Source organism: Duganella vulcania (assembly GCF_009857655.1).
GTDB classification, from domain to species: Bacteria; Pseudomonadota; Gammaproteobacteria; order Burkholderiales; family Burkholderiaceae_D; genus Rugamonas; species Rugamonas vulcania.
This window is the reverse complement of the sequence record NZ_WWCX01000021.1, coordinates 1-26,220: the sequence shown is the minus strand read 5'-3', so window position 1 is coordinate 26,220 and position 26,220 is coordinate 1. Positions and strand designations below refer to the sequence as shown.

Here is a 26,220-nt window from a genome sequence, read left to right as displayed (position 1 = left end):
AGACTTGACCCCACCCTGCAACGGCAGAGCTCGTGTCCGAATGTCAGACTTGACCCCACCTTAGGGCTGAGCTCGTGTCCGAATGTCAGACTTGACCCCAATTGAGTTTTTGCAGCTGGGCCTGGTTGCGTTGCTGGTGGGCGTCGGCGCCGGCTTGGGCGATGTCGGCGCGCAGGCCGGTGCGGGCTTGCTCGATGCGGGCGCTGTCTTGCGGCGCCAGCTCCAATAAACTGCTCAGGTAGGTGACGCCCCATTGCAGTCGCGTCGCCGGGCCTACCGCCGCTTGCCAGGCTTTGCCGTACCACTCGAGCACAGCCGCCGTGTCGCCACGCCGCTTGGCGCTGGATGCCAGGCTCAACATGAAGTAGTACGGTGAATGCGAACGCGGCAGTTCGGCCAGCAGCACTTGCTCGGCCTGCGCCGACAGGCCGGCGTCGTTCAGGGCGCTCACCGCGGTGTTGACCAGCGTGTGGCGTTCGTACGGATCGGTCGACTCCGCCAGCGCTTGCTCCACCCGCTCGCGCACCCGCTCCTGCAAGCCTTGCGATGGCGCCAGCAGGCGGCCCAGGCGCATCTGCAGGCGCACCGCCATCAGGCGGTCCGGCGCGCCGAGCCAGAAGTCGTCGGCCCATTGCGCGGCAACCGCGCCCAGCGCGGCCACCAGTTCTTCGCGCCGCGTGGCGAACTTGATCAGGTTGATGCCGCTGTTGGTGAGGATGTCCATGTTGGCGCGCGCCAGCCGCGCGTCGGCAAACACCTTCAGCAACAGCGCGGCGTTGGCTTCGGCGTCGATGTCCTTGCCGGCCGTGGCCAGTTGCGCGTGCAGTTGCAGGCGCACTCCGGCGTCGGCATCGTCGCAGGCGCGCACCAGCGCCAGCAGGGTCGGCGCCAGCGCGCGCGTCCCCAGCAGGCGGCCTTCGTCGGTGTCCCAGGAATAATGGCTCAGCAGCGACCATTCGCCGGCGCTGAGCTTGCGCTCGCCGGACAAGGCCGCCGCCAGCGCGCTCGATGCGCACGAGCCGGCCGCGTGCACGGCCAGCGCGTTGTCGAAGGCGGACGTGAACAGTTCGCCGTCCAGCTCGCACGGCAGGCGCGTGATTTCGTGGCCATCCGGCGCGTACAGCACCAGCGTCGGATAGCTGCGCAGGCCGTAGCGCGCGCCCAGCGCCTGCGCGCCGGCGCTGTCGCCGTCCAGCTGCTGGCAGACCACCGAGGCCGAGCGCGAGATGAACTCGTCGCGCGCGAAGATGTCGGATTTGACCCGGTTGCAGGGCGGGCACCAGACCGCGCCCCAGTACAGGAACAGCGGCCGCTGCTGCGCGGCCGCCAATGCGAAGGCGGCGTCGAGGCCGCCGTGCTGCCAAGCGATCGCCGCCATGCCGCTTAGGACTCGCGTGCCAGCGCCAGGAATTCGGTGCGCATCGCCAGGTTGGGCTGCAGCTCGCCGAGCATGGCGGAGGTGACGGTTTCTTCGCCCGGCGTGCGGATGCCGCGGCTTTCCATGCACAGGTGGCGGCACTTGACCACCACGCCGACCGCCTTCGGTTCCAGCACTTCCATCAGCGCGTTGGCGATCTGCATGGTCATGCGTTCCTGCACCTGCAGGCGCTTGGCGAAGCAGTCGACCAGGCGGGTCAGCTTGGACAGGCCGACGATCTTGCCGTTCGGGACGTAGCCGACCGTGGCCTTGCCGAAGAACGGCGCCAGGTGGTGTTCGCAGTGGCTGTAGACCGGGATGCCGCGCACGACGATCAGCTCGTTGTACTGTTCGGCGCCGTCTTCGAACGCTTTCAGCAGCTCGACCGGGTCCTGGCCGTAGCCGGAGGTCCAGTGTTTCCATGCTTTGGAGACGCGGGCCGGGGTTTCCAGCAGGCCCGGACGGTCGGGATCTTCACCGAAACTGGCGATCAGACGACGCCAGTCGCCTTCCGAAAATTCTTTTTGAGACATGTTGAAACACCTTTTTTTAACGATTGCCGACAGTATATAGAAATCCGCGGCAAGCTACCGGCAAGTGGACTGTGGCGGAGGAAACGGTAGGGCAGGACGCGCGGGCGGCGCGCAGGGCAAGGCGCAAAGCGCAGCAATAGCGAGCTATTGCGAGCATTTGCAACGCCGCCATGCGTGGCGCTCCGCGCGGCAGGCACTATCGTTTACTCCGTCACAGTTCACTGTCGCTTTGGCCGGTGGGCGTTCAGCAACTCGGCGGCGATCGATACGGTGACCGTCATGTCCGGCCATTCGTCGTCCGCGCCGAACCAGCGGGCGTCGGCGATCTCGTTCTGGTCGACGCGGATCTCGCCGTCCAGGTACTCGGCGGTGTAGGCGATCATCAGCGAATGCGGGAACGGCCACGACTGGCTGCCGAAGTATTTCAGGTTGTGCACCCGCAGCCCGACCTCCTCGTACACCTCGCGGTGCACCGCCTCCTCGATCGACTCGCCCGCCTCCAGGAAGCCGGCCAGCGCGGTGTAGCGCTTGTACGGCGCGTTGGCGTGCATGGCCAGCAGCACCTGGTCGCCCTTGCGCACCAGCACCATCATGGCCGGCGAGATGCGCGGATAGGCGCTCATGCCGCAGCTCGGGCATTGGTAGCAGCGCTCGCCCTCGAGCTGGCGCATCGGCGTGGCGCAGACGCCGCAGTAGCGGTGGGTGCGCGCCCATTCGGCCAGCTGGCTGGCGCGCGCGGCCAGCGCCACGAAGCTTTCGTCGACCACGCCGAACAGCGAGCGCAGGCCGTGGTAGCCGTATTCCGGCCCCGGCAGTTGCGGCTGGTCGACCCAGGCCAGCTGGTAGTAGCGCCCTTCCCACAGCCCCAGCGCGTGGAAGCGCTCGGCCGGCAGGTTCAGCGCCGCCACCGCCTCGCGGTCGGGCAGGCCGAGGATTTCGTTGCGCAAAAGCAACTCCCCACGGTGAAACACGAAAGTTAATGGATCGTCATGGTCCTGGGGGCGGATCAGCGGGGTAAATGTGGCGGGAGTCAGCAGCATGGCAGGGGGGCTCGGGTGGAATCGCAAGCCATGATCTTACAGTGTTTCCTAAATGCTTACTTTGGTCCTGGGAATTGATGACATCCTGATGACAGAACGCGTGCTAAGTCATTGTTTTCAGACCAAGATTTACACTACTTTCCCCCCTTTCCTTACTGTATGACATCGTTTGGCGGTACTATATATTTCCGTAAGGAGACTATTTCACATGCCATCACTCGTACCTGGTTTAACGACCGACCAAATCGCCAGCCTGCAGACCAATCAGATCGCTTTACTGACGACTGCGGATATCGTGCTGCTCACCACTTTGCAGATGACCGCGTGGAGCACCGATCAGCTGGCCGCGTTCGGCACCAGCCAGTTGCGGGCGCTGTCCACCCAGAACCTGCAGACGCTCACCACGCAGCAGCTGGGCTACGGCTTCACCACCAAACAGATCGCGGCGCTGACCACCGGCCAGATCGTCAGCCTGAGCACCAACCAGCTGGTCAACGGCCTCACCACCGACCAGTTCGCCGCGCTGGCGACCCTGCAGCTGGCCGCGCTCGGCACGCAGCAGTTGTCCATCGTCGGCACCGGCGACATCGCCGCGCTGCGCAGCGCCCAGCTGGTGTCGCTCAACACCGCGCAGGTGCGCGCCTTGAGCACCGACCAGATCGCCGCGCTGACCAGCAGCCAGGCCGCCGCGCTGCAGACCCGCCAGATCGCCGCCCTGTCCAGCAACCAGCTGGCCAGCGTCGACACCGACGACATCGCCGCGCTCGGCACGCAGCAGCTGCTCGCGCTGGGCACCGGCCTGCTGGGCGCGCTGACCACGGCGCAGATGGCCGCGCTGCGCACCGCGCAAAGCAGCAGCCTGGCGACCCAGCAGATCAGCGCCCTCGGCAGCGACCAACTGGCCGCGCTCGGCACCGACGGTTTCGCCGCGCTGAAGACCGCGCAGATCGCCGCGCTGACCACCAAGCAATTCGCCGCCCTCAGCACCGACCAGATCGTCGCGCTGACCACCGCGCAGACCGCCGCGCTGACCACATTGCAACTGGGCCAGATGTCCAGCACCCAGCTGGCCGCGATGGAAACCCAGGACTTCGCCGCGCTCAAGAGCCAGCAGCTGAACGCGCTCAACACCATCAGCACCTCGGTGCTGAGCACCGACCAGGTCGCCGCGCTGACCACGGCCCAGATCGCCGCATTGCGCAGCGGCCAGCTGCGCGGCCTGTCCACCGACCAGATCGTCGCACTGACCACGGCCCAGGTGGCCGCGCTGGGCACGGCGCAGATCATCGTGCTGAGCTCGGACCAGGTGGCTGCCATTGAAACCCGCGACCTGGCCGCGATGAAGACCGCGCAGGTGGCGGCCTTCACCACCGCCCAGATCAACGCGCTGGGCACCGGTCAAATCGCCGGCCTGGGCACCGCGCAGGCGGCCGGCCTGGCCACACAGCAACTGGCCGCGCTGAGCACCACCCTGCTGGCCGCGATGGAAACGCAGGACCTGGCCGCGCTGCGCACGCAGCAGATCGCCGCCGTGTCCACCAGCGGCGTGGCCGCGCTGGGCACCGACCAGATCGCAGCGTTGAGCTCGCTGCAAATGGGCGCGCTGCGGACCGCGCAACTGGCCGCGCTCGGCACCGACCAGATCGCCGTGCTGAGCACCGCCCAGATCGGCGGCCTGGCCTCGCAGCAGGTGGCCGCGCTGTCGACCACGCAACTGGGCGCGCTGAGCACCGCCAACCTGGCCGCGCTCAAGACGCAGCAGCTGGCCGCCATGGGCACCAGCCTGATCGCCGCGCTCAGCACCGACCAGGTCGCCGCGCTGAAGACCGCGCAAGCCAACGCCCTCAGCTCGCTGCAACTGTCGGCGCTGAGCAGCGACCAGCTCGCCGCAATGAGCACCCAAGACCTGGCCGCGCTGCGCACCCAGCAACTGGGCGGCCTGAGCACCAACAACATCCGCAGCCTGGGCACCGACCAGGTCGCCGCGCTGACCACCGCGCAGGTGGCGGCCCTGGGCACCCAGCAGACCGGCGCGCTCGACACCGACCAGATCGTCAGCCTGACCACGGCCCAAGCCGGCGCGCTGACCACGCGCCAGTTGGCCGCGCTGGGCACCAGCCAGTTGGCCGCGATGGAAACCCGCGACCTGGCCGCGCTGAAAACGGCCCAGCTGGCCGCGCTGGGCAGCGCCCAGATCGGCGCGCTCACCACCGACCAGGTCGTCGGCCTGGGCTCGCAGCAGGTGGCCTCGCTGGCCACCCAGCAGATCGCCGCGCTCACCTCCGACCAGGTGGCCGCGATGGAAACGCAGGACCTGGTGGCGCTCAAATCGCAGCAGGCCGCCGCGCTGGGCAGCAACGCCGTGGCCGCGCTGACCACCACGCAGTTCGCCGCGCTGGCTAGCACCCAGCTGAGCAACTTCACCACCGCCCAGATCGCCGCGCTGACCACCGACCAGATCGTCGCGCTGACCACCGCGCAAGCCGCCGCGCTCAGCACGCGCGAGATCGCCGCGCTGTCGACCAACCAGCTCAACGCGCTGGAGACGCAGGACTTCGCCGCCCTCAAGACCGCGCAGATCATCGCCCTCACCACGGCCCAGGTGGCCGCGCTGGGCACCGACCTGATCGTCGCCCTGACCACCGCCCAGGCCGGCGCGCTGACGCCGGGCCAGCTCAACGCGCTGAGCACCGACCAGCTCAACGCCATGGAAACCCAGGACTTCGCCGCGCTGCAGACCAGCCAGCTGCTGGGCCTGGGCACCAAGGCCATCGCCCTGCTGACCGTGGGCCAGGTGGCCGCGCTGAAAACCGCGCAGATCACGCAGCTGACATCCGACCAGATCCGCGTGCTGAACTCGGCCCAGCTGGGCGCGCTGAACACCGCGCAGGTGAACGCCCTGAGCACCGCCCAGATCGGCTACCTGCTGACCGAACAGGTGGCCGCGCTCACCACGGCCGACTGGGCCTCGCTGAAGTCGAGCCAGCTCAACGCGCTGAGCTCGAACCAGCTGGCCGCCGTCACCACCGACCAGATCGTCGCGCTGACCTCGCTGCAAGCGGGCGCGCTGGCCACCCAGCAAGTGGCGCAGCTGTCGACCGACCAGATCGTCGCACTGGAAACCGCCGACCTGGCCGCGCTCAAGTCGCAGCAGGTCGTCGCGCTGGACACATCCGACGTGGCCGCCATCACCACCGCCCAGTTGCAGGCGATGAAGACCCAGCAGCTGGCCGCGCTGACCAGCAAGCAGCTGGCCGCGCTGAGCACCGACCAGATCGCCGCGCTGAGCACCGCCCAGGCCAGCAACCTGGGCAGCCAGCAAATCGCCGTGCTGTCGAGCGACCAGTTGCTGGCCATCGCCACCGACGACCTGGCTGCGCTGAAGACCGCGCAACTGGCCGCGCTGGGCACCAACCAGATCAGCCTGCTGAGCAGCGACCAGATCGTCGCGCTGACCACCGCTCAAGTCGGCAGCCTGAGCACGCGCCAGCTGCTGTCGCTGGGCAGCAGCCAGATCGTCGCGATGGAAACACGCGACCTGGCCGCACTGAAGACCTCGCAGATCGCCGGCCTCGGCACCGACAACCTGAACGCGCTGACCGCGTCGCAGGTGCAAGCCTTGACCACGGCCCAGCTGGCCGCGCTGGGCAGCGCCCAGTTGGCCGCTTTCGCCACCGCGCAGATCGCCAACCTGAGCACCGCGCAGGTGACCGGCCTGGCCACGGCGCAAGTCGGCCTGCTGGGCAGCGACCAGCTGGTGGCGCTGGGCACGCAAGGCTTGTCGCTGATGAAGACGGCGCAGATCGCCGCGCTGAAGACCGCGCAGATCGCCGCCCTCAACAGCGACCAGCTGGCCGCGCTCACCACCGTCCAGGTCAGCAACCTGACCACGCAGCAGATCGCCGCCCTCGGCAGCGACCAGTTGAACGCGCTGGAAAGCCAGGACTTCGCCGCGCTCAAGACCGCGCAGTTCGCCGCGCTGGGCACCGACGTCATCGCCAGCCTCAGCACCGCGCAAGCGGCCGCGCTGACCACCACGCAGGTAGCGAGCCTGAGCTCGCGCCAGCTGGCCGCGCTGGGCACCGCGCAGTTGCAGGTGTTCTCCACCGCAGACATCGCGGCGCTGCGCACCGTGCAGATCCTGGCGCTGACCACCGACCAGCTTGAAGCGCTGGGCAGCGACCAGTTCCGCGCCCTGAGCATCACGCAGATGGCGGCCCTGGGCAGCGCCCAGTTCCAGGCGCTGACCAGCGCCCAGATCGTTGCGCTGAGCACGCAGCAGGCCGCCAACCTCGGCACGGCCCAGGTGCGCGCGCTTTCCGCCACCCAGCTGGCCGCGCTGGAAACCCAGGACCTGGCCGCCTTCAAGACGCTGCAAGTGGCTGCGCTGAGCACCGACCAGTTCATTCTCTTGAGCAGCGACCAGATCGCCGGCCTGACCGCCACCCAGGTGTCCGGCCTGACCTCGCAGCAACTGACGGCCATGACCACCGGCCAGGTGCAGGCGCTGGAAACGCAAGACCTGGCCGCGCTGCGCACCGCGCAGCTGCAATCGCTCAGCACGGACCAGCTCGACGCCATCGGCACCGACCAGTTGCAGGCGATGACGGCGGCCCAGCTGTCCTCGCTGAGCACGGCGCAATTCCTCGGCCTGCAGACCGCGCAGATCGCCGCGCTGACCACGCTGCAAGTAGGCGCGCTGGCCACCGGCCAGATCGCCACCCTGAGCGCCGGCCAGCTGGCCGCGCTCAACACCGACGAGATCGCCGCGCTGAAGACCGCGCAGATCAACGCGCTGCGCACCGCCCAGGTCACGCTGCTGAGCACGGACCAGATCATGGCGCTGACCAGCAACCAGGTAGGCGCCATGTCGACCGCCCAGCTGTCCTCGCTGTCGTCCGACCAGATCGGCGCGCTGAGCACGGCAGACTTCGCCGTGCTGACGGCAGCCCAGCTGAGCGCGCTCGGCATGCTGAACAACCTGAGCACCGACCAGATCCAGGCGCTGACGCCGGCGCAGATCGGCGGCCTCACCACCGACCAGATCGCCGCGCTGGGCACCAACCAGATCGTCGCGCTGACCACCAAACAGATCGGCAGCCTGAGCACGGCCGGCGTCAGCGTACTGAGCAGCGACCAGCTGCGCGCGCTGGAACTGGAAGACCTGGCCGCGATGAAGACCGCGCAACTGGCGGCATTGCAGACCTCGCAGATCCAGCAGCTCACCACCGACCAGGTGCAGGCGCTGACCACGGCGCAGGCGTCCAGCCTGGCCACCGCGCAGGTGCAGGCGCTGACCACCGGCCAGGTGCAGGCGCTCAGCACCGACGAGATCCTGGCGCTGAAGACCGCGCAGATCGCCTCGCTCAGCAGCGACCAGATCGCCGCGCTGGCGCTGGCCCAGGTGCAGAGCCTGGGAGCCACGCAGTTGAACGCCCTGGGCAGCGCGCAGATCCAGTCGCTGAGCTCGGACCAGATCATTGAACTGACCACGCAGCAATTCGTGGCCCTGGGCACGGCGCAAGTGGCCGCGCTGTCCACGCAGCAAGTGGCCGTGATTGAAACCGAAGACCTGGCCGCGCTGAAGACCGCGCAGATCGCCGCGCTGAGCACCAACCAGATGCAGGCGCTGGCGGCCGACCGCATTGCCGCGCTGACCACCGCGCAGGCGCAGGCGCTGACCACCAATCAACTGGTGTCGCTGAGCTCGGCGCAAATCCAGGCCCTGGGCAGCGACGCCCTCGACGCGCTGAAGGCCGCGCAGATCGCCGCCCTGGGCAGCGACCAGCTCAACGTCCTGATCGCCGACCAGCTGCAAAACCTGGGCTCGGCGCAACTGAACGCGCTGGGCACGGCGCAGTTCCGCGCCCTCAGCACCGACCAGATCATCGCGCTGACCACGCAGCAGTACGCGCAGCTGGGCACGTCGCAGCTGGCCGCGCTCAGTTCCGACCAGTTGGCCGCGATCGAGCTGCCCGACCTGGCCGCGCTGCTGAGCAACCAGATCCTGGCCCTGAGCACGCTGCAGATCTCGCAACTGGACCTGGCCCACATCGGCGCGCTGACCACCGCGCAGGCGGCCGCCCTGAGCAGCAGCCAGCTGGTGACGCTGTCGACCGACCAGTTGCAGGCGCTCGGCACCGACGACCTGCAAGCGCTGAAGACCGCGCAAGTGCAGGCGCTGACCACCAATCAGCTGGTCTCGCTGACGATGGACCAGCTGCAAAACCTGACCACGGCGCAGATGGACGCGCTGACCTCGGCCCAGGCCGCCGCGCTGACCACCGCGCAGATCGCCGCGCTGACCACGCTGCAAGTGGACAACCTGGCGACCCGCCAGCTGAACGCGCTCAGCAGCGACCAGATCGCCGCCATCAGCACCGACGACTTCGCCACGCTGTCGAGCACGCAGATCGGCGCGCTCAACGCCGGCCAGTTCGGCGCCATCACCACCGACCAGATGGTCGGCCTGAGCAGCCTGCAAGTGGCCGCGCTGAGCACCGCGCAAGTGGCCGCCCTCAGCAGCGACCAGCTGGACGCGCTGGAGACCGCCGACTTCGTCGCGCTGGGCTCGGCGCAGGTCGCCGCCATCGGCAGCGCCAACATCGCCGCCCTGACCACCGACCTGGTCAGCGTGCTGACCACCGCGCAGATCGCCGGCCTGGCCAGCGGCCAGATCGCCGCCCTCAGCACCGACCACATCCAGGCGCTCGGCACGGCCCAGGTCGGTACGCTGAGCACGCTGCAGATCAGCGGCCTGAGCACCAGCCAGATCGCCGCGCTCAGCACCAAGGACTTCGTGGCGCTGCGCAGCAACCAGCTGGCCGCGTTCAGCACGGCCCAGTTCGCCGCGCTGACCAGCGACCAGCTCAACGCCCTGTCCACCAGCGCCTTCACCGGCCTGACCACGCAGGAAATCACCGCGCTGACGTCGGCGCAATTCGGCCAGCTGAGCACGGCGCAAGTGGCCGCGCTGACCTCGGTGCAGGCGCCGGTGCTGAGCACCGACCAGCTGACCGCGCTGGGCACCGACCAGTTCGCCGCGCTGAGCACCAGCGCCGTCAACCACCTGCTGGCCGCGCAGTTCGCCGCGCTCACCACCGACCAGATCGTCGCGCTGGGCACCGCGCAAGTGCGCGCGCTGAGCAGCGTGCAGCTGACCGCGCTCACCAGCAACCAGGTGGCCGCGCTGGAAACGGCCGACCTGGCCGCGCTGACCACCGCCCAGGTCGTCCTGCTAGGCAGCGACCAGCTGCAGGCGCTGTTGACCGACCAGTTCGCCACTTTGGGCACCGCGCAAGTCGCGGCGCTCACCACCGACCAGGTCGCCAGCGGCCTGGGCACCGACCAGATCGCCGCGCTGACCACCGCGCAAGCCAGCTCGCTGGCCACCCGCCAGGTGGCGGCCCTCACCACGGCCCAGGTCGCCGCGCTGGAAACAGCCGACCTGTCGTCCTTCAGCACGCGCCAGATGGTGGCGCTCGGCAGCGACCAGGTCGCCGCGCTGGGCAGCGACCAGCTGAACGCGCTGACCACGGCCGAGCTGGCCGCGCTGACCACCAGCCAGATCAACAACGGCCTCAGCACCACCCAATTGGTCACGCTGGACAGCGCCCACATCGCCGCGCTGGGCACGGCGCAGCTGGCCTACGGCCTGGGCAGCGACGCCATCGCCGCCCTGACCACCGACCAGATCGGCGCGCTGCGCACCGCGCAGACCGTCGCGCTGGGCACCGCCCAGGTGCAGGCGCTGACCACCGACCAGATCGTCGCGCTGAGCACCGCGCAGGCGTCCACCTTGTCCACGCAGCAGGTTGCCGCGCTGACGTCCAGCCAGATCGCCGCGCTGGAAACGGTGGACCTGAACGCGATGAGCACGCGCCAGGTCGCCGCCTTCACCACCGCCCAGGTCAGCGAGCTCAACACCGCTCAGCTGAACGCGCTGAGCCTGGCGCAGCTGGCCGCCTTCAGCACCAGCCAGCTGGCCTACGGCCTGCAGACCGGCCAGGTGGCCGCGCTCGACACCGACCACATCGCCGCGCTCAGCACGGCGCAGCTGGCGTACGGCCTGAGCCTGGACAACCTGCAGGTGCTGGGCAGCGACCAGATCCGCGCGCTGAAAACCGCGCAGATCGCCGCGCTGACCACCGACCAGGCCAGCAACCTCTCCACCGACCAGATCGCCGCGCTGTCCACGGCCCAGGTCACCGGCCTGTCCACCGCGCAGATGCCGACGCTGAGCGCCGGCCAGCTGGCCGCGCTGGGCACCGCGCAGGTGGCCGCGCTTGACACGCAGGACGTCGCCGCGCTGACCGCCGGTCAGTTCACCGGCCTGTCGACCGACCAGACCGTCGCGCTGACGACGGCGCAGATCCGCGGCCTGAAAACCGCGCAGATCGCCGCCATCGACGTGCCGCAGGTGAACGTCCTCAGCACCGACCAGATCGCTTCGCTGAGCACCGCGCAAGCGGCCGCGCTCAGCATCAACGCCGTGACCGCGCTGTCGACCAACCAGATCGGCGCGCTGCAGACGGCCGACGTGGCCGCGCTGGGCACGCTGCAAGTGTCCAGCCTGGCCGCCGGCCAGCTGGCCGGCCTCAACACCGCGCAGATGCAGGCCCTGACCAGCCTGCAGCTGGGCGCGATGACGGCCGACCAGATGTTCGCGCTGAGCACCAGCCAGATCGCCGCGCTGCGCACCGCGCAGATCGGCTACCTGAACACCACGCAGCTGGCCGCGCTGTCCAACACGCAGGTCCAGGCGCTGACCACGGCGCAAGTCGCCAGCATCAAGCTCAGCCAGATTACCGCGCTGACGGTGGACCAGATGGCCGCGTTCAGCACCGACCAGCTGCAAGCGGTCACCACCTCGCAGCTGCAGACGCTGAGCTCGACCCAGCTCAACGCGCTGACCGGCACCCAGGCCGCCGCGCTGACCACCACGCAGATGGCGGCGCTGAAGAACGCCCAGATCGCCGCGCTGACGGTGGACCAGATCAACGCCTTCACCACCACGCAGCTGGGCGCCTGGAGCACCAGCCAGCTCGGCTCGCTGACGGCCACGCAGATCGGCTACCTGTCCACCGCGCAGATCGCCGGCCTGACCAACGCCCAGGTGGCCGGCCTGAAGACCAGCCAGCTGATCGTCTTCACCACCGACCAGATCGCCGCGTTCACGGCGGCGCAGGTACCGTCGCTCACCACGGCCGGGCTGACCGCGCTCAGCGTCACGCAAGCCAACGCCTTCACCGGCACGCAGGTGGCGGCGATGACGGTCACGCAGACCATGGCGCTGAACGCCTCGTCCACCAACTACGCCACGCCGCTGGTGCTGGACCTGGACGGCAACGGCGTGCAAACGCTGGGCATCGGGGCGGGAGTGCAATTCGACATCCGCGCCGAAGGCAAGGCCGTGCACACCGGCTGGGTCGACGCCCACGACGGCCTGCTGGCCCTGGACCGCAACGGCGACGGCCTCATCAACGACGGCGGCGAACTGTTCGGCAGCGCCACCAGGCTGGCCGATGGCAGCACGGCGGCCGACGGCTACGCCGCGCTCAAGTCGCTCGACAGCAACGGCGACGGCCAGATCACCAGCGCCGACAGCGGCTTCGGCGCGCTGCGGGTGTGGGTGGATGGCAACTCCGACGGCATCAGCCAGGCCGGCGAGTTGAAGACGCTGGACCAGCTGGGCATCGCCGCCATCAGCACCAGCGCCGGCCACGCGCTGACGCAACAGAACGGCAACATGGTCGGCCTGACATCGAGCTACACCGGCACGGACGGCAGCAGCCACGCCAGCGCCGACGTCTGGTTCCTGGCGCAGAAGAGCGCGGCCACGACCGCGGCCACGCTGCAACAGCAAGTGAGCGGCCTGAGCAACGCAATGGCCGCCTACGCCGGCAACGCGCCTGCGGCGCCGGCGCCCCAAGCGGCGTTGTGCAAGTCCGACACGGCGGCAGTCGATAGCAACGCACAAGCGATGGCCGACGCGCTGCAGCACTACCGCAGCCGGCAAGCCCTGGCGGGCGCCGCAGCCGCGCTCAACAAGCAGCCCGACGACCAGCAACACAACACCGGCAACTGGTTCAGCGTCCCCAACCGCTAACCCCGGTGGGGTCGACCCGGTGGGGTCAAGTCTGGCAATCGGACACGACCTCTGCCGTCACATTGGGGTCAAGTCTGACATTCGGACACGAGCACAACCGTAGCGGGGGCTACGGTTGTGCTCGTGTCCGAATGTCAGACCTGACCCCACGCCGTTACTGCCGGGCTCGTGTCCGAATGCCAGACTTGACCCCAAGTTTGCCCCCAAGTTGATTGTTACTCCTGCCTATCCGTTGAGCAGGTAGCGTTTTACAGTCTTGCTCCTGAGCCAAAAGTTGCCCCTCATCCAGCGACAAAAAGGTATGATAGTGCGTACCTTTTATGGCTCATCCCATCCTACGCCCGCTATGACCGCTCAAGTACCTGCCGCTCCCATCGATACCAGCCCGTTGGGCACCGTTATGGCGCTGGCCGTCAAGGGCGTGCTGTCCATCGGCGATCTGTTCGGCGCCGCCGCCGTGTTGCAGGAAAGCGGACAACTGCCCGCCGCCATCGCCCTCTACCGCGCCTGGATCGACCATACGCCGTCGCCGCTGGCCTACGCCGCCTGCTTCAACCTGGCCGTGGTGCTGTCCAACGCGGGCGACGATGCCGGCGCCGAGGCCGTGCTGCGCAAGGCCATCAGCCAGAATCCCGGCTTCGTCGAGGCCCGCCTCAACCTGGGCACGCTGCTCGAACGCACCGGCCGCCCGGACGACGCGCTGGCGATGTGGAAGACCATCCTCTCCGATGAGGTCCAGCCGGACATCAAGACCAATCCGACGCTGTACGTGCAAACCCTGAACAACCTGGGCCGCCTGCTGGAAATCCGCAAGCGCTACCCGGAGGCCGAGGCCATGCTGGCGCTGAGCCTGCGCGTCGATCCGCAACAGGCCAACGTGATGACCCACTGGGTCCACCTGCGCCAGAAGCAGTGCGAGTGGCCGGTCTACAGCGGCCTTGAACACATCTCGGTCGCGACCATGATGGAGGGCACCTCGGCGCTGGCCATGCTCAGCGCCTCGGCCGATCCGGCCCAGCAGCTGGCCGCCGCGCGCCGCTTCGTCAACGAGAAGGTCAACGCCGCCGTGGCGCCGCTGACCGGCCAGCACGGCTACGGCCACGGCCGCCTGCGCATCGGCTACCTGTCGTCGGACTTCTGCTCGCACGCGGTGTCCATCCTCACCGCCGAGCTGTACGAGCTGCACGACCGCAGCAAGTTCGAGGTCTACGCCTTCAGCTGGAGCCGCGAGGACGGCTCGCCGATCCGCGCCCGCGTGGTCAAGGCCATGGACCACTACATCCGCATCGACAAGCTGACCGACGAGCAGGCCGCCCGCACCATCCGCGCCCACGAGATCGACATCCTGGTCGACCTGCACGGCCTGACGCTGGGCGCGCGCCCGAACATCCTGGCCTACCGCCCGGCGCCGGTGCAGCTGACCTACCTCGGCTTCCCCGGCAGCACCGGCCTGCCCGGCGTCGACTACGTGATCGCCGACGAGTTCCTGATCACGCCGGAAATGACCAAGGACTTCACCGAGAAGCCGCTGTACCTGCCGGACACCTTCCAGATCAACGACCGCCAGCGCCTGATCGCGCCCAAGCCGACCCGCGCCAGCGTCAACCTGCCGGAGGACGCCTTTGTCTTCTGCTCGTTCAACAACAACTTCAAGTTCACGCCCGACCTGTTCACGGTGTGGATGAACATCCTGCGCCGCGTGCCGGGCAGCGTGCTGTGGCTGGTGGCCGACTATCCGGAAGTGCGCGAGAACCTGTACCGCTACGCCGAGGAAGCCGGCATCGACCGCAACCGCCTGATCTTCAACAGCCGCGCCGTGCCGGCCGAGTACCTGGCGCGCTACCAGCTGGCCGACCTGTTCCTCGATACCTTCCCGTTCAACGCCGGCACCACCGCCAGCGACGCGCTGTGGGCCGGCCTGCCGCTGCTGACCTGCGCCGGCCAGACCTTCTCGTCGCGCATGGCCGGCAGCCTGCTGCGCGCGGTCGACCTGCCGCAGCTGATCACCTACAACTTCGCCGACTACGAGGAAAAGGCGGTGGCGCTGGCCAACGATCCGGCCCGCATCGCCTCGATGAAGCGCCAGCTGGCCGCCAACCGCCTGACCTGCCCGCTGTTCGACAGCCCGCGCTTCGTGCGCAACCTGGAGGCCGCGCTGCAGAAGGTCGCCAAGCCGGCCGCGCCGCGCCTGGCCGCGCCGGAACACGCGGTGCGTCCGCAGGAACCGTCGCAGGCCGCCGAGCCGGTGCGCATCGCCGACATCCCCATCGTCACCGTTTCCTACAACGCGCCCGACCTGATCGAGGCGCTGCTGCGCACCCTGCGCCAGTTCTACGGCAACCGCGTGTACGTGATCGACGGCTCCAATCCGGACGTGGCCGAGAAGATCCGCGCCATCACCGACGCCCACGACAACGTCGAGTTCATCCCGTTCGGCTACAACATCCACCACGGCCCCGGCATGGCGTGGGCGCTCAACCACCTGGGCCTGTCGGGCGAGGTGCTGTTCCTCGATTCCGATGTCGAGATCCTCAAGCCCGGCTTCCTGGAATCGCTGCACAGCCAGCTGCGCCCGGAAATGTACGGCGTCGGCAACGTCCAGCACGTCAACGAGCTGGGCCACAGCCGCGAGGCCGACGGCATCCCCTACCTGCACCCGGCCTGCATGCTGGTGAACGCCGAGGTGATGCGCCAGTGGCCGCTGCCGATCAAGCACGGCGCTCCGCTGCTGCCGGCCATGCTGGCCCTGCACCGCGCCGGCCAGGACGCGCTGCTGCACGCGGTCGACTGGGTGCGCGACGATTTCGCCCGCGAGCCGACCCGCACCTACATCAAGCACGACTGGCAGGGCACGGTGATCCGCACCGGCGGCTACCACTACGACCTGCCCAGCGCCACCAGCGAGGTCAACACCGACCTGCTGCAGTTCGTGCCGCAGGCCGCGGTCAAGGTGGTCGAGCTGGGCTGCGGCGACGGCGCCTTCGCCAAGGCTTACCGCGTGCGCAACCCGCTGGCCAACTACACCGGCATCGAGGCCGATCCGGCACCGGCCCAGGCCGCCCGTCCGCATTGCGACTTCGTGTTCAACCTCGACATCGAGCATGCCGGCGCCGACCTGTGGGACCATGTGCGCGGCGCCGACTGCTGGGTCATCGACGAGACGCTGGAGACGCTCAACGATCCGTGGACCGTGCTGCAGAAGATCCGCACCAGCATCGCGCCGGGCGGCAAGGTGGTCGCCACGCTGCGCAACTTCCAGCACTGGAGCATCCAGGCCCGCCTGAACGCCGGCGACATGCGCTACGGTCCCGGCGGCATCGAGAAATCGCGCAAGCGCATCTTCACCCGCGGCGCCATGCTGGAGCTGTTCCAGCAGGCCGGCTTCCAGATCGCCGGCGGCAGCGCCCGCATCATCGACGAGCCGGCCCGCGAAAAATACCTGCCCGCCATCCGCCTGATGGCCGGCGCCAGCGGCCTCGATCCGGTGGTGGCGGTGGAAGACGCGCTGCCGTGGCAATACATCGTGATGGCGGTCGCCGCTTAACCGCCTCAGCCAGGAGCCAGACAATCTATGAGTTTGCCATTAGTTAGCATCGTTATCCCGTCCTACAAGCCCGCCCACTTCGAGGCGTGCCTGAAGTCGGCGCTGGGCCAGAGCTACCCCAACATCGAGATCATGGTCAGCGACAATTGCCCGACCGAGGCGATCAAGGAAATCTGCGCCAAATACACCGGCCACCTGATCTACCAGCGCAACTCCGCGCTGCGCGAGCAGAACGTGCTGACCGCGCTGTTCGGCGCCAAGGGCCAGCTGATCAAGCCGCTGTTCGACGACGACGTGCTGCACCCGTTCTGCGTCGAGCGCATGGTGGCCACGATGAACATGGACCCGGCCATCCAGCTGGTGTTCTCGTCGTCGCAGGTGATCAACGTCGACAACGAGCGCACCGAGCTGCGCCGCCCCTACCAGGCCAGCGGCAGCATGGACGGGCGCGACATGCAGCGCAGCATGGTGCTGGGCATGCGCAACTTCATCGGCGAGTTCACCTCCATCATGTTCCGCCGCGAGCGCCTGTGGGAAGTGGGCCGCCACCTGTTCCGCTACCACAACCACGATTGCACGCTGGGCCTGGCCGACGTCGCCACCTACTTCAACCTGGCGCGCGACGGCAAGGTGTTCTACATCGACGAGGAGCTGTCCTACTTCCGCCACGACCAGCGGCTGGAATCGAACAGCAACATCAACAGCAACCCCAACTTCGGCTACTGCTTCTCCGACTACATCGACCTGCTGATCGAATCGTGCGACATCGGCATGGTCGCGCCGGAGGAACTGGCGGCCATGCAGCCGACCGTGGACGACGTGGCCGCGCGCCTGAGCGGCGTATTCCCGATGGTGGCGCGCTCGCAGCAGCGCTACCACCAGGTGCTGGCGGCGCAACGGGAAGGAGCGGCATCATGATGGACCAATGCAGGCTGATCGAACTGCCACCGCACCACGACATCCGCGGCAACCTGTCGGTGATCGAGGGCGGCGTGCACATCCCGTTCGACATCAAGCGCGTGTACTACCTGTACGACGTGCCGGGCGGCTCGGCGCGCGCCGGCCACGGCCACATCGAGCTGCAGCAGCTGTTTGTCGCCATGTCGGGCAGCTTCGACGTGATCGTCGACGACGGCTACGAGCGCAAGAAGTTCCAGCTCAACCGTTCCTACTACGGCCTGTACGTGCCCGGCATGATGTGGCGCGAGGTCGAGAATTTCTCCTCGGGCGCGGTGTGCGTGGTGCTGGCCTCCACGCTGTACGACCCCAAGGACTACTACCACGACTACGACGAATTCGTGGCCGCGGCACACCAACAACCCAAGCGACAACCTAAGTGAGTCTTGCCATGAGCGTTCCCTTCCTCGACCTGAAAGCCATCAACCTGTCGCAAGCCGACGAGCTGGAAGCCGCGTTCAAGCGCGTGCTGCATTCCGGCTGGTACATCCTGGGCGGCGAGACCAGCGCCTTCGAGGCCAGCTTCGCGGCCTACTGCAAGAGCAAGCACGGCATCGGCGTGGCCAACGGCCTGGACGCGATCTTCATGATCCTCAAGGCCTACGGCATCGGCCCCGGCGACGAGGTGGTCGTGCCGTCCAACACCTTCATCGCCACCTGGCTGGCGGTCAGCGACTGCGGCGCCACGCCGGTGCCGGTCGAGCCCACCGCCGACGGCTTCAACATCGACCCGGCCCGCGTGGAAGCGGCCATCACGCCGCGCACCAAGGCCATCATGCCGGTCCACCTGTACGGCCAGACCGCCGACATGGATCCGCTGCTGGCACTGGCCGCCAAGCACGGCCTGAAGGTGATCGAGGACGCGGCGCAAGCCCACGGCGCGCTGTACCGCGGCCGCGTGGCCGGCCAGCTGGGCGACGCCGCGGCCTTCAGCTTCTACCCGGGCAAGAACCTGGGCGCGCTGGGCGACGGCGGCGCCGTCACCACCAGCGACGACGCGCTGGCCGACAAGATCCGCACCCTGCGCAACTACGGCTCCAAGGTCAAGTACTACAACGAGGTGCCGGGCTATAACTCGCGCCTGGACGAGGTGCAGTCGGCGCTGCTGAGCGTCAAGCTGCCCAAGCTGGACGGCGACAACGCCAAGCGCCGCGCCATCGCCGCCATCTACCAGCGCGAGCTGGCCGGCATCCCCGGCCTGGCGCTGCCGCACGTGCCGGAATGGGCCGAGCCGGTGTGGCACGTGTACGTGGTCCGCCACGCCGGTCGCGACGCGCTGGCCAAGGCGCTGGCCGAACAGGGCATCGGCACCATCGTCCACTATCCGGTGCCGCCGCATTTGCAGCCGGCCTACGCCCACCTGGGCTACAAGCCGGGCGACTTCCCGCTGGCCGAGGCCATCCACAAGGAAGTGCTGAGCCTGCCGATGGGGCCGACCATGAGCGAGGCCGACGCGCTGACCGTCTGCGCCGCCGTCCGCCAGGCGCTGGCCAAATAAAAAAACAATAGAAGTCCAACAACAGGAGGAGACCAGCATGATACATCCCAGCGCATCCGTTTCACCGCAAGCCATCCTGGGCGCCAATGTCAGCATCGGCGCGTTCACCATCGTCCATGAGAACGTGCACATCGGCGACAACACGGTGATCGACAGCTTCTGCGAAATCGGCTACCCCAGCCCGCTGGCCGAGGGCCTGCCGCTGGTGATCGGCGCCGACTCGCGCATCCGCTCGCACTCCATCCTGTACGCCGGCTCGACCTTCGGCGCGCGCTTCATCACCGGCCACCGCGTCACCGTGCGCGAGAAGACCACCGCCGGCGTCAACTTCCAGCTCGGCACGCTGAGCGACATCCAGGGCGATTGCAGCATCGGCGACTACGTGCGCTTCCACTCCAACGTCCACATCGGCAAGATGTCCAAGGTCGGCAACTTCGTCTGGATCTTCCCGTACGTGGTGCTGACCAACGACCCGCATCCGCCCAGCGACGTGCTGCTCGGCTGCGAGATCGGCGACTACGCGGCGGTGGCCACCATGAGCGTGGTGCTGCCCGGCGTCAAGGTCGGCAGCGGCGCGCTGGTGGCCGCGCACAGCATGGTCGGGCGCGACGTGGCGCCGGACACCGTGGCCGGCGGCAGCCCGTCGAAATACATCTGCGACACCAGCAAGATCAAGCTCAAGGACGGCACCGACCGCCCGGCCTACCCCTGGACCAGCCACTTCCGGCGCGGCTACCCGGCCGACGTCACGGCCGGCTGGGACATTCCACCTTCACCCCGTTCGGAATCGTTATGAACCAACAACTGCACCAGTTCCTCGAACAATACGGCGCCACCGACGGCGTGCTCTACCTGGGGCATGCCGGCCTGCTGGCCGTCATCGGCGGCAAGAAGATCCTGTTCGACCCCATCATCGAGTCGCAGCCCTACGGCGACTCCTGGGTGTTCTTCCCGCCGCAGCTGGACGACCCGGCGCTGTACGACGTGGACGCCGTGATCGTCTCGCACATCCACCAGGACCACTACGACCTGCCGTTCCTGCGCGCGCTCAAGCCGTCGGTCAAGGTCGCCATCGTCGGCCAGCGGCCGTCGTTCGAGGCCGACATCCAGGCCAACGCCGACCGTCCGATCACCATCATCGAACCGGAAACGGTGACCGAGCTGCTGCCCGGCGTGAAGGTGTTCGGCGTCACGCACGACAGCAACGGCATCGACTCCTCGGTGATCGCCTACAACGACCGCTTCTGCATCTACCACGGCAACGACAACTACCTGAAGCCGGCCACGATGGCCAAGTTCACCACGGTCGGCGTCGACATCGACGTGGCCTGCATCCCGTACGCCTACATCCACTGGTATCCGTTCCTGATGGAGTACCCGCAGGACAAGCTGCACGAGAAGCAGATCGAGAGCGAGCGCCTGGTCAATATGTACCAGGACGACTGCCTGAACGTGATCGACATCCTCAAGCCGAAAGTGGTGATCCCGTTCGGCGCCAACCTGCTGATCGACGACGGCAATATGCACTCGGAGATCAACATGGCGGTGCGCACGCCGGTGGAATTCGCCGCCTACGCGCGTGCGCGCCGGCCGGAGCTGGCCGAGGTGGTGCTGCCGATGCTGGCCGGCGACTACGCGGGCAAGCCGGACGGCAAACTGGCCGTCACCATGCAGCGCGTCTACACCGTTGAAGAGTACCGCGACGCCGCCAACGATTTCCTGCGCTCGCGCCCGGCCAAGACGGTGCGCACCGACTGGCAGCAGGTCGACCTGGACGGCTTCCTGGCCGTGCTGCGCACCCGCCTGGAGGTGTGCGACACGCCGATCGACAACGTGCTGCAGTTCGAGCTGACCTACCTGGGCCAGCCCATCCTGGTCGAGATCGACTGCATGAACTACGTCCCCACCATCGTGCCGGCCTTCGCCACCGGGCGCAATGTGCACCGCTTCCGCCTGGACGAGATCTCGTCGGCCGAATGGCTCAACGGCAAGCGCTTCGAGGAGATCATCGGCATGCGCCGCTTCACGCTGATGCGCGAGCCGAACCTGTACCTGCCCGACGTGCTGAAAATCTTCAACACCGTTGTCTAGCGTGCGGCCCATGAACCTCGGCGCGACACCCCACACGCAATGGCTCAAGCAGGCGGCGCGCGGCAACATGACCATCCCGCAGCTGTTCGACGCCGCCGCCGCGCTGCAAAAGCAGGGCCAGCCGCAGCAGGCGATCGCGCTGTACCGCTGCTGGATCGAGCACGGCGCCCGCCAGCCGCTGTTGTACGCGGCCTGGTTCAACCTGGGCGCGCTGCTGGCCGCCGACTCCGACGACGCCGGCGCCGAGGCGGCCTACCGCAAGTGCATCGCCTTGCAGCCGCGCTTTGTCGAAGGCCGGCTCAACCTCGGCACCTTGCTGGAACGCCAGGGCCAGCCGGAGGAAGCGCTGGCCATGTGGCGCACCATCCTCGGCCCGGCCGTCAAGCTGGACCAGAAAGCCCAGCGCACGCAATACCTGCAAACCCTGAACAACCTGGGCCGCCTGCTGGAAATCCGGAAGCAGTACCCGGAGGCCGAAGCCATGCTGGCGCAAAGCCTGACCGTGGAGCCGGACCAGCCGCACGTGATGACGCACTGGGTCCACCTGCGCCAGAAGCAGTGCCACTGGCCGACCTGGAGCGGCCTGCCGCACATCAGCCGCCGCCAGATGGAGGACGGCGCCTCGGCGCTGGCCATGCTGAGCCTGACCGACGATCCGGCGCTGCAAGCGGCCGCCGCGGCCCGCTTCGTGGCCGAAAAGCTCGACACCACGGTGCCGTCGCTGACCGGCCCGGCCGGACAGGGCTCCCGCTACGGCCATGAGCGGCTGCGGGTCGGCTACCTGTCGTCCGACCTGTGCTCGCACGCGGTGTCCATCCTCACCGCCGAGCTGTACGGCCTGCACGACCGCAGCCAGTTCGAGGTCTACGCCTTCAGCTGGAGCCGCGAGGACGGCTCGCCGCTGCGCGCCCGCGTGGTGGCCGGCATGGACCATTACATTCCGATTCACGCGCTGAGCGACGAGCAGGCCGCCCGCCTGATCCGCGCCCACGAGATCGACATCCTGGTCGACCTGCACGGCCTGACCTCCGGCGCGCGCCCGCAGATCCTGGCCTACCGCCCGGCGCCGGTGCAGATGACGTGGCTGGGCTTCCCCGGCAGCACCGGCCTGCCCGGCGTCGACTACGTGATCGCCGACGAATTCCTGATCACGCCGGAGATGGCCAAGGACTTCACCGAGCAGCCGCTGTACCTGCCGGACACCTTCCAGATCAACGACCGCCAGCGCCTGATCGGCAACAAGCCGACCCGCGCCAGCGTCAAGCTGCCGGAGGACGCGTTTGTCTTCTGCTCGTTCAACAACAGCTACAAGCTCAAGCCCGAGCTGTTCGCGCACTGGATGAACATCCTGCGCCGCGTGCCGGGCAGCGTGCTGTGGCTGGTGGCCGACACGCCGCTGGTGGCCGAGAACCTCAAGCGCCACGCCACCGAAGCCGGCATCGCTGCCGAACGGCTGATCTTCGCCGAACGCGCGCTGCCGGCCGACTACCTGGCGCGCTACCAGCTGGCCGACCTGTTCCTGGACACCTTCCCGTTCAACGCCGGCACCACCGCCAGCGATGCGCTGTGGGCGGGCCTGCCGCTGCTGACCTGCGCCGGGCCGACCTTCGCCTCGCGCATGGCGGGCAGCCTGCTGCGCGCGGTGGACCTGCCGCAGCTGATCACCTACAACTTCACCGACTACGAAGAGAAAGCGGTGGCGCTGGCGCACGACCCGGCCGCCATCGCCGCCATGAAGCGCCAGCTGGTCGACAACCGCCTGAGCTGCGCGCTGTTCGACACGCCGCGCCTGGTACGCAACCTGGAAGCGGCCATGCGGCGCGTGGCGCTGCCCGCAACCGCCGCCGCAAGCGCAACCGCTGCAACCCACACGACGAAAGCCCCCATGAATATCGACCAGATTCCGATGATCGCCGTGTCCTACAACGCGCCCGACCTGATCGCCTCGCTGCTGGGCACGTTCCGCCAGTTCTATCCCGATAATCCGGTCACCATCATCGACGGCTCCACGCCGGAGATCGCCGCGCAGATCGCGCCGATCGCCGCCCAATACCCGGGCGTGCGCTTCATCCCGTTCGGCTACAACATCCACCACGGCCCCGGCATGGCGTGGGCCATCGAGAACCTGGAGCTGTCCGGCCAGGTGCTGTTCCTCGACTCCGACGTCGAGATCCTCAAGCGCGGCTTCCTCGAATCGCTGGTGGAGAACCTCGAGCCGCACATGTACGGCGTCGGCAACGTCACGCCGGTCAACGCCGACGGCCAACCGCATGGCGCGGGCAGCATGCCCTACCTGCACCCGGCCTGCATGCTGACCAACATCGAGGTGGTGCGCCAGTGGCCGCTGCCGGTCAAGCACGGCGCGCCGATGCTGCCGCCGATGGTGGCGATGGCGCAGGCCGGCCAGAGCGACCGCCTGATGCGCAACATCGCCTGGGTCAACAACGACTTCAGCGACCAGCCGGCGCAGCGCATCTTCATCCGCCACGACTGGCAGGGCACGGTGCGCCGCACCGGCGGCTACCACTACGACAAGCCCGCCGCCACCGTGCAGATCAACCAGCAGCTGCTGGACTTCGCGCCGGCCGCGGTCAAGGTGGTGCAGCTGGGCTGCGGCGACGGCGCCTTCGCCAAGGCCTACAAGCAGCGCCACCCGCTGTGCAACTACACCGGCATCGAGCGCGACGCCATCGCCGCCGAGCAGGCGCGCGCGCACTGCGACTTCGTCTACAGCCAGGACATCGAGACCGCGGACCCGCAGCGCGAGCGCCAGGTGGCGCAGGCCGACCTGTGGGTGCTGGACGGCGCGCTGGAACGCGTGCGCGATCCGCTGGCCGTGCTCAAGGCCATCCGCGCCAGCATGGCGCCGGGCGGCACGCTGGCGCTGTCGGTGCGCAACCTGCAGCACTGGAGCGTGCAGGTGCGCCTGAACATGGGCGACTTCCGCTACCGCGCGGACGGCGTCATGCAGCCGGACGAGCTGCACGGCTTCACGCGCGGCTCGCTGCTGGAGCTGCTGGACCAGGCCGGCTTCCGCATGAGCGGCGGCATGCCGGTGGTCTTCAACGAGCCGGGCCGCGAGGCCTTCCTGCCCATCCTGCGCCAGCTGGCCCAGGCCAGCGGCAGCGATCCCGAGCTGGCGGCGCAGGACGCGCTGGCGCAACGCTACCTCATCACCGCCGTGCCGGCCTGACGCCATGCGAGTGCTCATCATCGGCGGCTCCAACTCGCTGCTCAAGGACGGCTACGTCACCCACCTGGCGCACTCGCTACAGGGCTACACCGAGCCCGACATCGTGCAGATCTCGGTCGGCGCCACCACCTCGCTGTCGGCCATCGGCCGGCTGTACGAGACCTACGACGGCAAGCCGGTGGACGTGGTGCTGTACGAGTATTCGATCAACGACACCGGCCACTTCGCGCCGCGCCCCGGCGGCGCCGAGTCCTGGCTGTTCTGCTTCCACCTGGTGCTCAAGGCCGCCGCCCAGCTGTACCCGGCGGCGCATTTCGTGCCGCTGGTGCTGGCGCAGCAGCAGCACTTCTCGTCGGCCGCGCCGCATCCGATCTACGACGCCCAGCTGCGCGCCTTCGAGCAGCTGGCCCTGCCGGTGATCGACGTGCGCGCCGCGCTGTCGTCGCTGTTCCTGGGCCGCGCGCCGGACTGGCTGTACCGCGACCCGGCCCACTACGACACGCCGCACGCCACCTCCATCGTCGGCGCCATCGTCGCGCAGCGGCTGCTGACGCTGGCGGCGCAGCACGCCGAGCCGCTGTCGGTCACGGCGGCGCGGCTGCAGGCGGTGTCGCCGTTCGCCAAGTTGAGCGCGATGTACCTGCCCGGCCGGAACCTGCAGCAGTTCACCACCGGCCCGGTGCAGCCCGGCCACACCGGCAACCGCCTGATGCAGCTGGACTACCTGCGCATGCTGCCCGGCAGCCGCCTGGAACTGAACAGCGAGATGTTCCCGCTGGCGCTGTTCCTGAAATCCGATCCGCACCACGACGCGCTGCAACTGGAGCTGAGCAGCGACGACGGCCTGGCCTTCAACGCCCGCGTGGCCACCCGCCACGCCGACACCGAGACGCTGCCCTTCGTCTACTCCAGCATTCCGCTGCCGCTGCTGTGGAGCCACAGCCTGCTGCGCCCGTACGGCGCCAGCCGGCTGGCGGTGTCGGTGCCGGAGCAGGCCGGCGGCGCGCAGACCGGCTTCGACTGCTACGCGCCCGGCCTGCCGGACGCGCCCGAGCGCTACCTCGACCTGGTCGGCGTGCTGATGCTGGCCGAGCAGCACTGACGCCACGCCAACCGACCGGAGCCCGCCCATGTCCCAGCAACTGCAAAAGGCTATGGCGGCCGGTAACCTGGCCGAGGCGGGCACCTTGGCGCTGGCTTTGGCCCGGCTGGGCGAGCTGGCCATCATCGACCTGATCGGCCTGGCCGGCCTGCTGACCGCGCAGGGCCGGACCGAGCAAACCATCTCGCTGTACCAGCTGTGGCTGGAGCATTGCGACTCGCCGCTGGAATACGTGACCTGGTACAACCTGGCCGTGGTGCAGCTGCAGGCCGGCGACGAGGCCGGCGCCGAGCGCGGCTACCGGCAATCGCTGCGGCTGCGTCCCGGCTTCACCGAGAGCCAGTTGGGACTGGGCGCGCTGCTGGAGCGCCAACGCCAGCCGGAAGCGGCGCTGGCGCAGTGGCGCGCCGCGCTGGACGACCTCGACGCCGCGGCGGCCGTGTCGCCGGTCTTGCAGATCCGCTTGTACAACAACATCGGCCGGCTGGCCGAGGCGCAGGGCGACCTGCCGCAGGCCGAGCAGGCGCTGCTGCACAGCCTGCAACTGGACCCGCGCCAGCCGCTGATCGCGCCGCAGTGGCTGAACCTGCGCCAGAAGCTGTGCGCGTGGCCGGTGTACGGCTTCGTGCCGGGCCTGAGCGAAAGCGCGCTGCGCCACGCCACCTCGGCGCTGGCCATGCTGGACCTGAGCGACGACCCGGCGCGCCAGCTGGCCGCCGCGCAGCGCGAGGTGCGCG

12 protein-coding genes and 1 pseudogene are annotated in these 26,220 nt (G+C 68.5%); 10 read left to right on the top strand and 3 right to left on the bottom strand.

Features of this window, described 5'->3' with window-relative positions; all coding sequences use genetic code 11:
- Nucleotides 1–85 precede the first annotated feature (85 nt).
- From GTP90_RS14345 to nudC, 3 genes are all read right to left on the bottom strand, one after another.
- The gene (locus GTP90_RS14345) at nt 86–1,378 is read right to left on the bottom strand and encodes a thioredoxin family protein (protein WP_161084191.1); all 1,293 of its coding nucleotides are present in this window, start codon (nt 1,376–1,378) and stop codon (nt 86–88) included.
- 5 nt (nt 1,379–1,383) lie between these two features.
- Complete coding sequence (gene folE, locus GTP90_RS14340) at nt 1,384–1,950, bottom strand: GTP cyclohydrolase I FolE (protein ID WP_161084190.1); 567 nt, start codon at nt 1,948–1,950, stop codon at nt 1,384–1,386.
- 218 nt (nt 1,951–2,168) lie between these two features.
- Entirely contained in the window at nt 2,169–2,990 is an 822-nt protein-coding gene (gene nudC / locus GTP90_RS14335) for an NAD(+) diphosphatase (protein WP_161084189.1), read from the bottom strand.
- Nucleotides 2,991–3,198: 208 nt separating this feature from the next.
- On the opposite strand from nudC, the gene GTP90_RS14330 reads away from it, so the two are divergent.
- The 10 genes and pseudogenes from GTP90_RS14330 to GTP90_RS14285 all read left to right on the top strand — a co-directional run.
- Nucleotides 3,199–13,098: an SPM autocatalytic domain-containing protein gene (locus GTP90_RS14330; RefSeq protein WP_161084188.1), complete on the top strand. Its 9,900-nt coding sequence runs from the start codon at nt 3,199–3,201 to the stop codon at nt 13,096–13,098.
- Between the two features lie 346 nt (nt 13,099–13,444).
- Nucleotides 13,445–16,642 carry an O-linked N-acetylglucosamine transferase family protein gene (locus GTP90_RS14325; protein WP_161084187.1) on the top strand — a complete coding sequence of 1,066 codons (3,198 nt, stop codon included), beginning with the start codon at nt 13,445–13,447 and terminating at the stop codon, nt 16,640–16,642.
- A gap of 27 nt (nt 16,643–16,669) precedes the next feature.
- Nucleotides 16,670–17,560, top strand: coding sequence for a glycosyltransferase (locus tag GTP90_RS14320; RefSeq protein WP_161084186.1), 891 nt, complete (start codon nt 16,670–16,672; stop codon nt 17,558–17,560).
- Nucleotides 17,557–17,982 (top strand): sugar 3,4-ketoisomerase, encoded by a 426-nt coding sequence (locus GTP90_RS14315; protein ID WP_161084185.1) that lies wholly within the window; start codon nt 17,557–17,559, stop codon nt 17,980–17,982. The genes GTP90_RS14320 and GTP90_RS14315 overlap by 4 nt, the downstream gene beginning before the upstream one ends.
- Before the next feature lie 8 nt (nt 17,983–17,990).
- Complete coding sequence (locus GTP90_RS14310) at nt 17,991–19,097, top strand: DegT/DnrJ/EryC1/StrS family aminotransferase (protein ID WP_161084184.1); 1,107 nt, start codon at nt 17,991–17,993, stop codon at nt 19,095–19,097.
- A 37-nt stretch (nt 19,098–19,134) separates the two neighbouring features.
- A complete protein-coding gene (locus GTP90_RS14305; protein WP_161084183.1) occupies nt 19,135–19,893 on the top strand; it encodes an acyltransferase in 759 nt (252 codons plus the stop codon).
- Complete coding sequence (locus tag GTP90_RS14300; RefSeq protein ID WP_161084182.1) at nt 19,890–21,188, top strand: MBL fold metallo-hydrolase; 1,299 nt, start codon at nt 19,890–19,892, stop codon at nt 21,186–21,188. Before GTP90_RS14305 ends, GTP90_RS14300 begins: the two co-directional genes overlap by 4 nt.
- Nucleotides 21,189–21,198: 10 nt before the next feature.
- Nucleotides 21,199–24,381 carry an O-linked N-acetylglucosamine transferase family protein gene (locus GTP90_RS14295; protein ID WP_161084181.1) on the top strand — a complete coding sequence of 1,061 codons (3,183 nt, stop codon included), beginning with the start codon at nt 21,199–21,201 and terminating at the stop codon, nt 24,379–24,381.
- 4 nt (nt 24,382–24,385) lie between these two features.
- A complete protein-coding gene (locus GTP90_RS14290) occupies nt 24,386–25,483 on the top strand; it encodes an SGNH/GDSL hydrolase family protein (RefSeq protein WP_161084180.1) in 1,098 nt (365 codons plus the stop codon).
- A gap of 28 nt (nt 25,484–25,511) precedes the next feature.
- Nucleotides 25,512–26,220: pseudogene (locus GTP90_RS14285) on the top strand (glycosyltransferase); the annotation flags it as partial.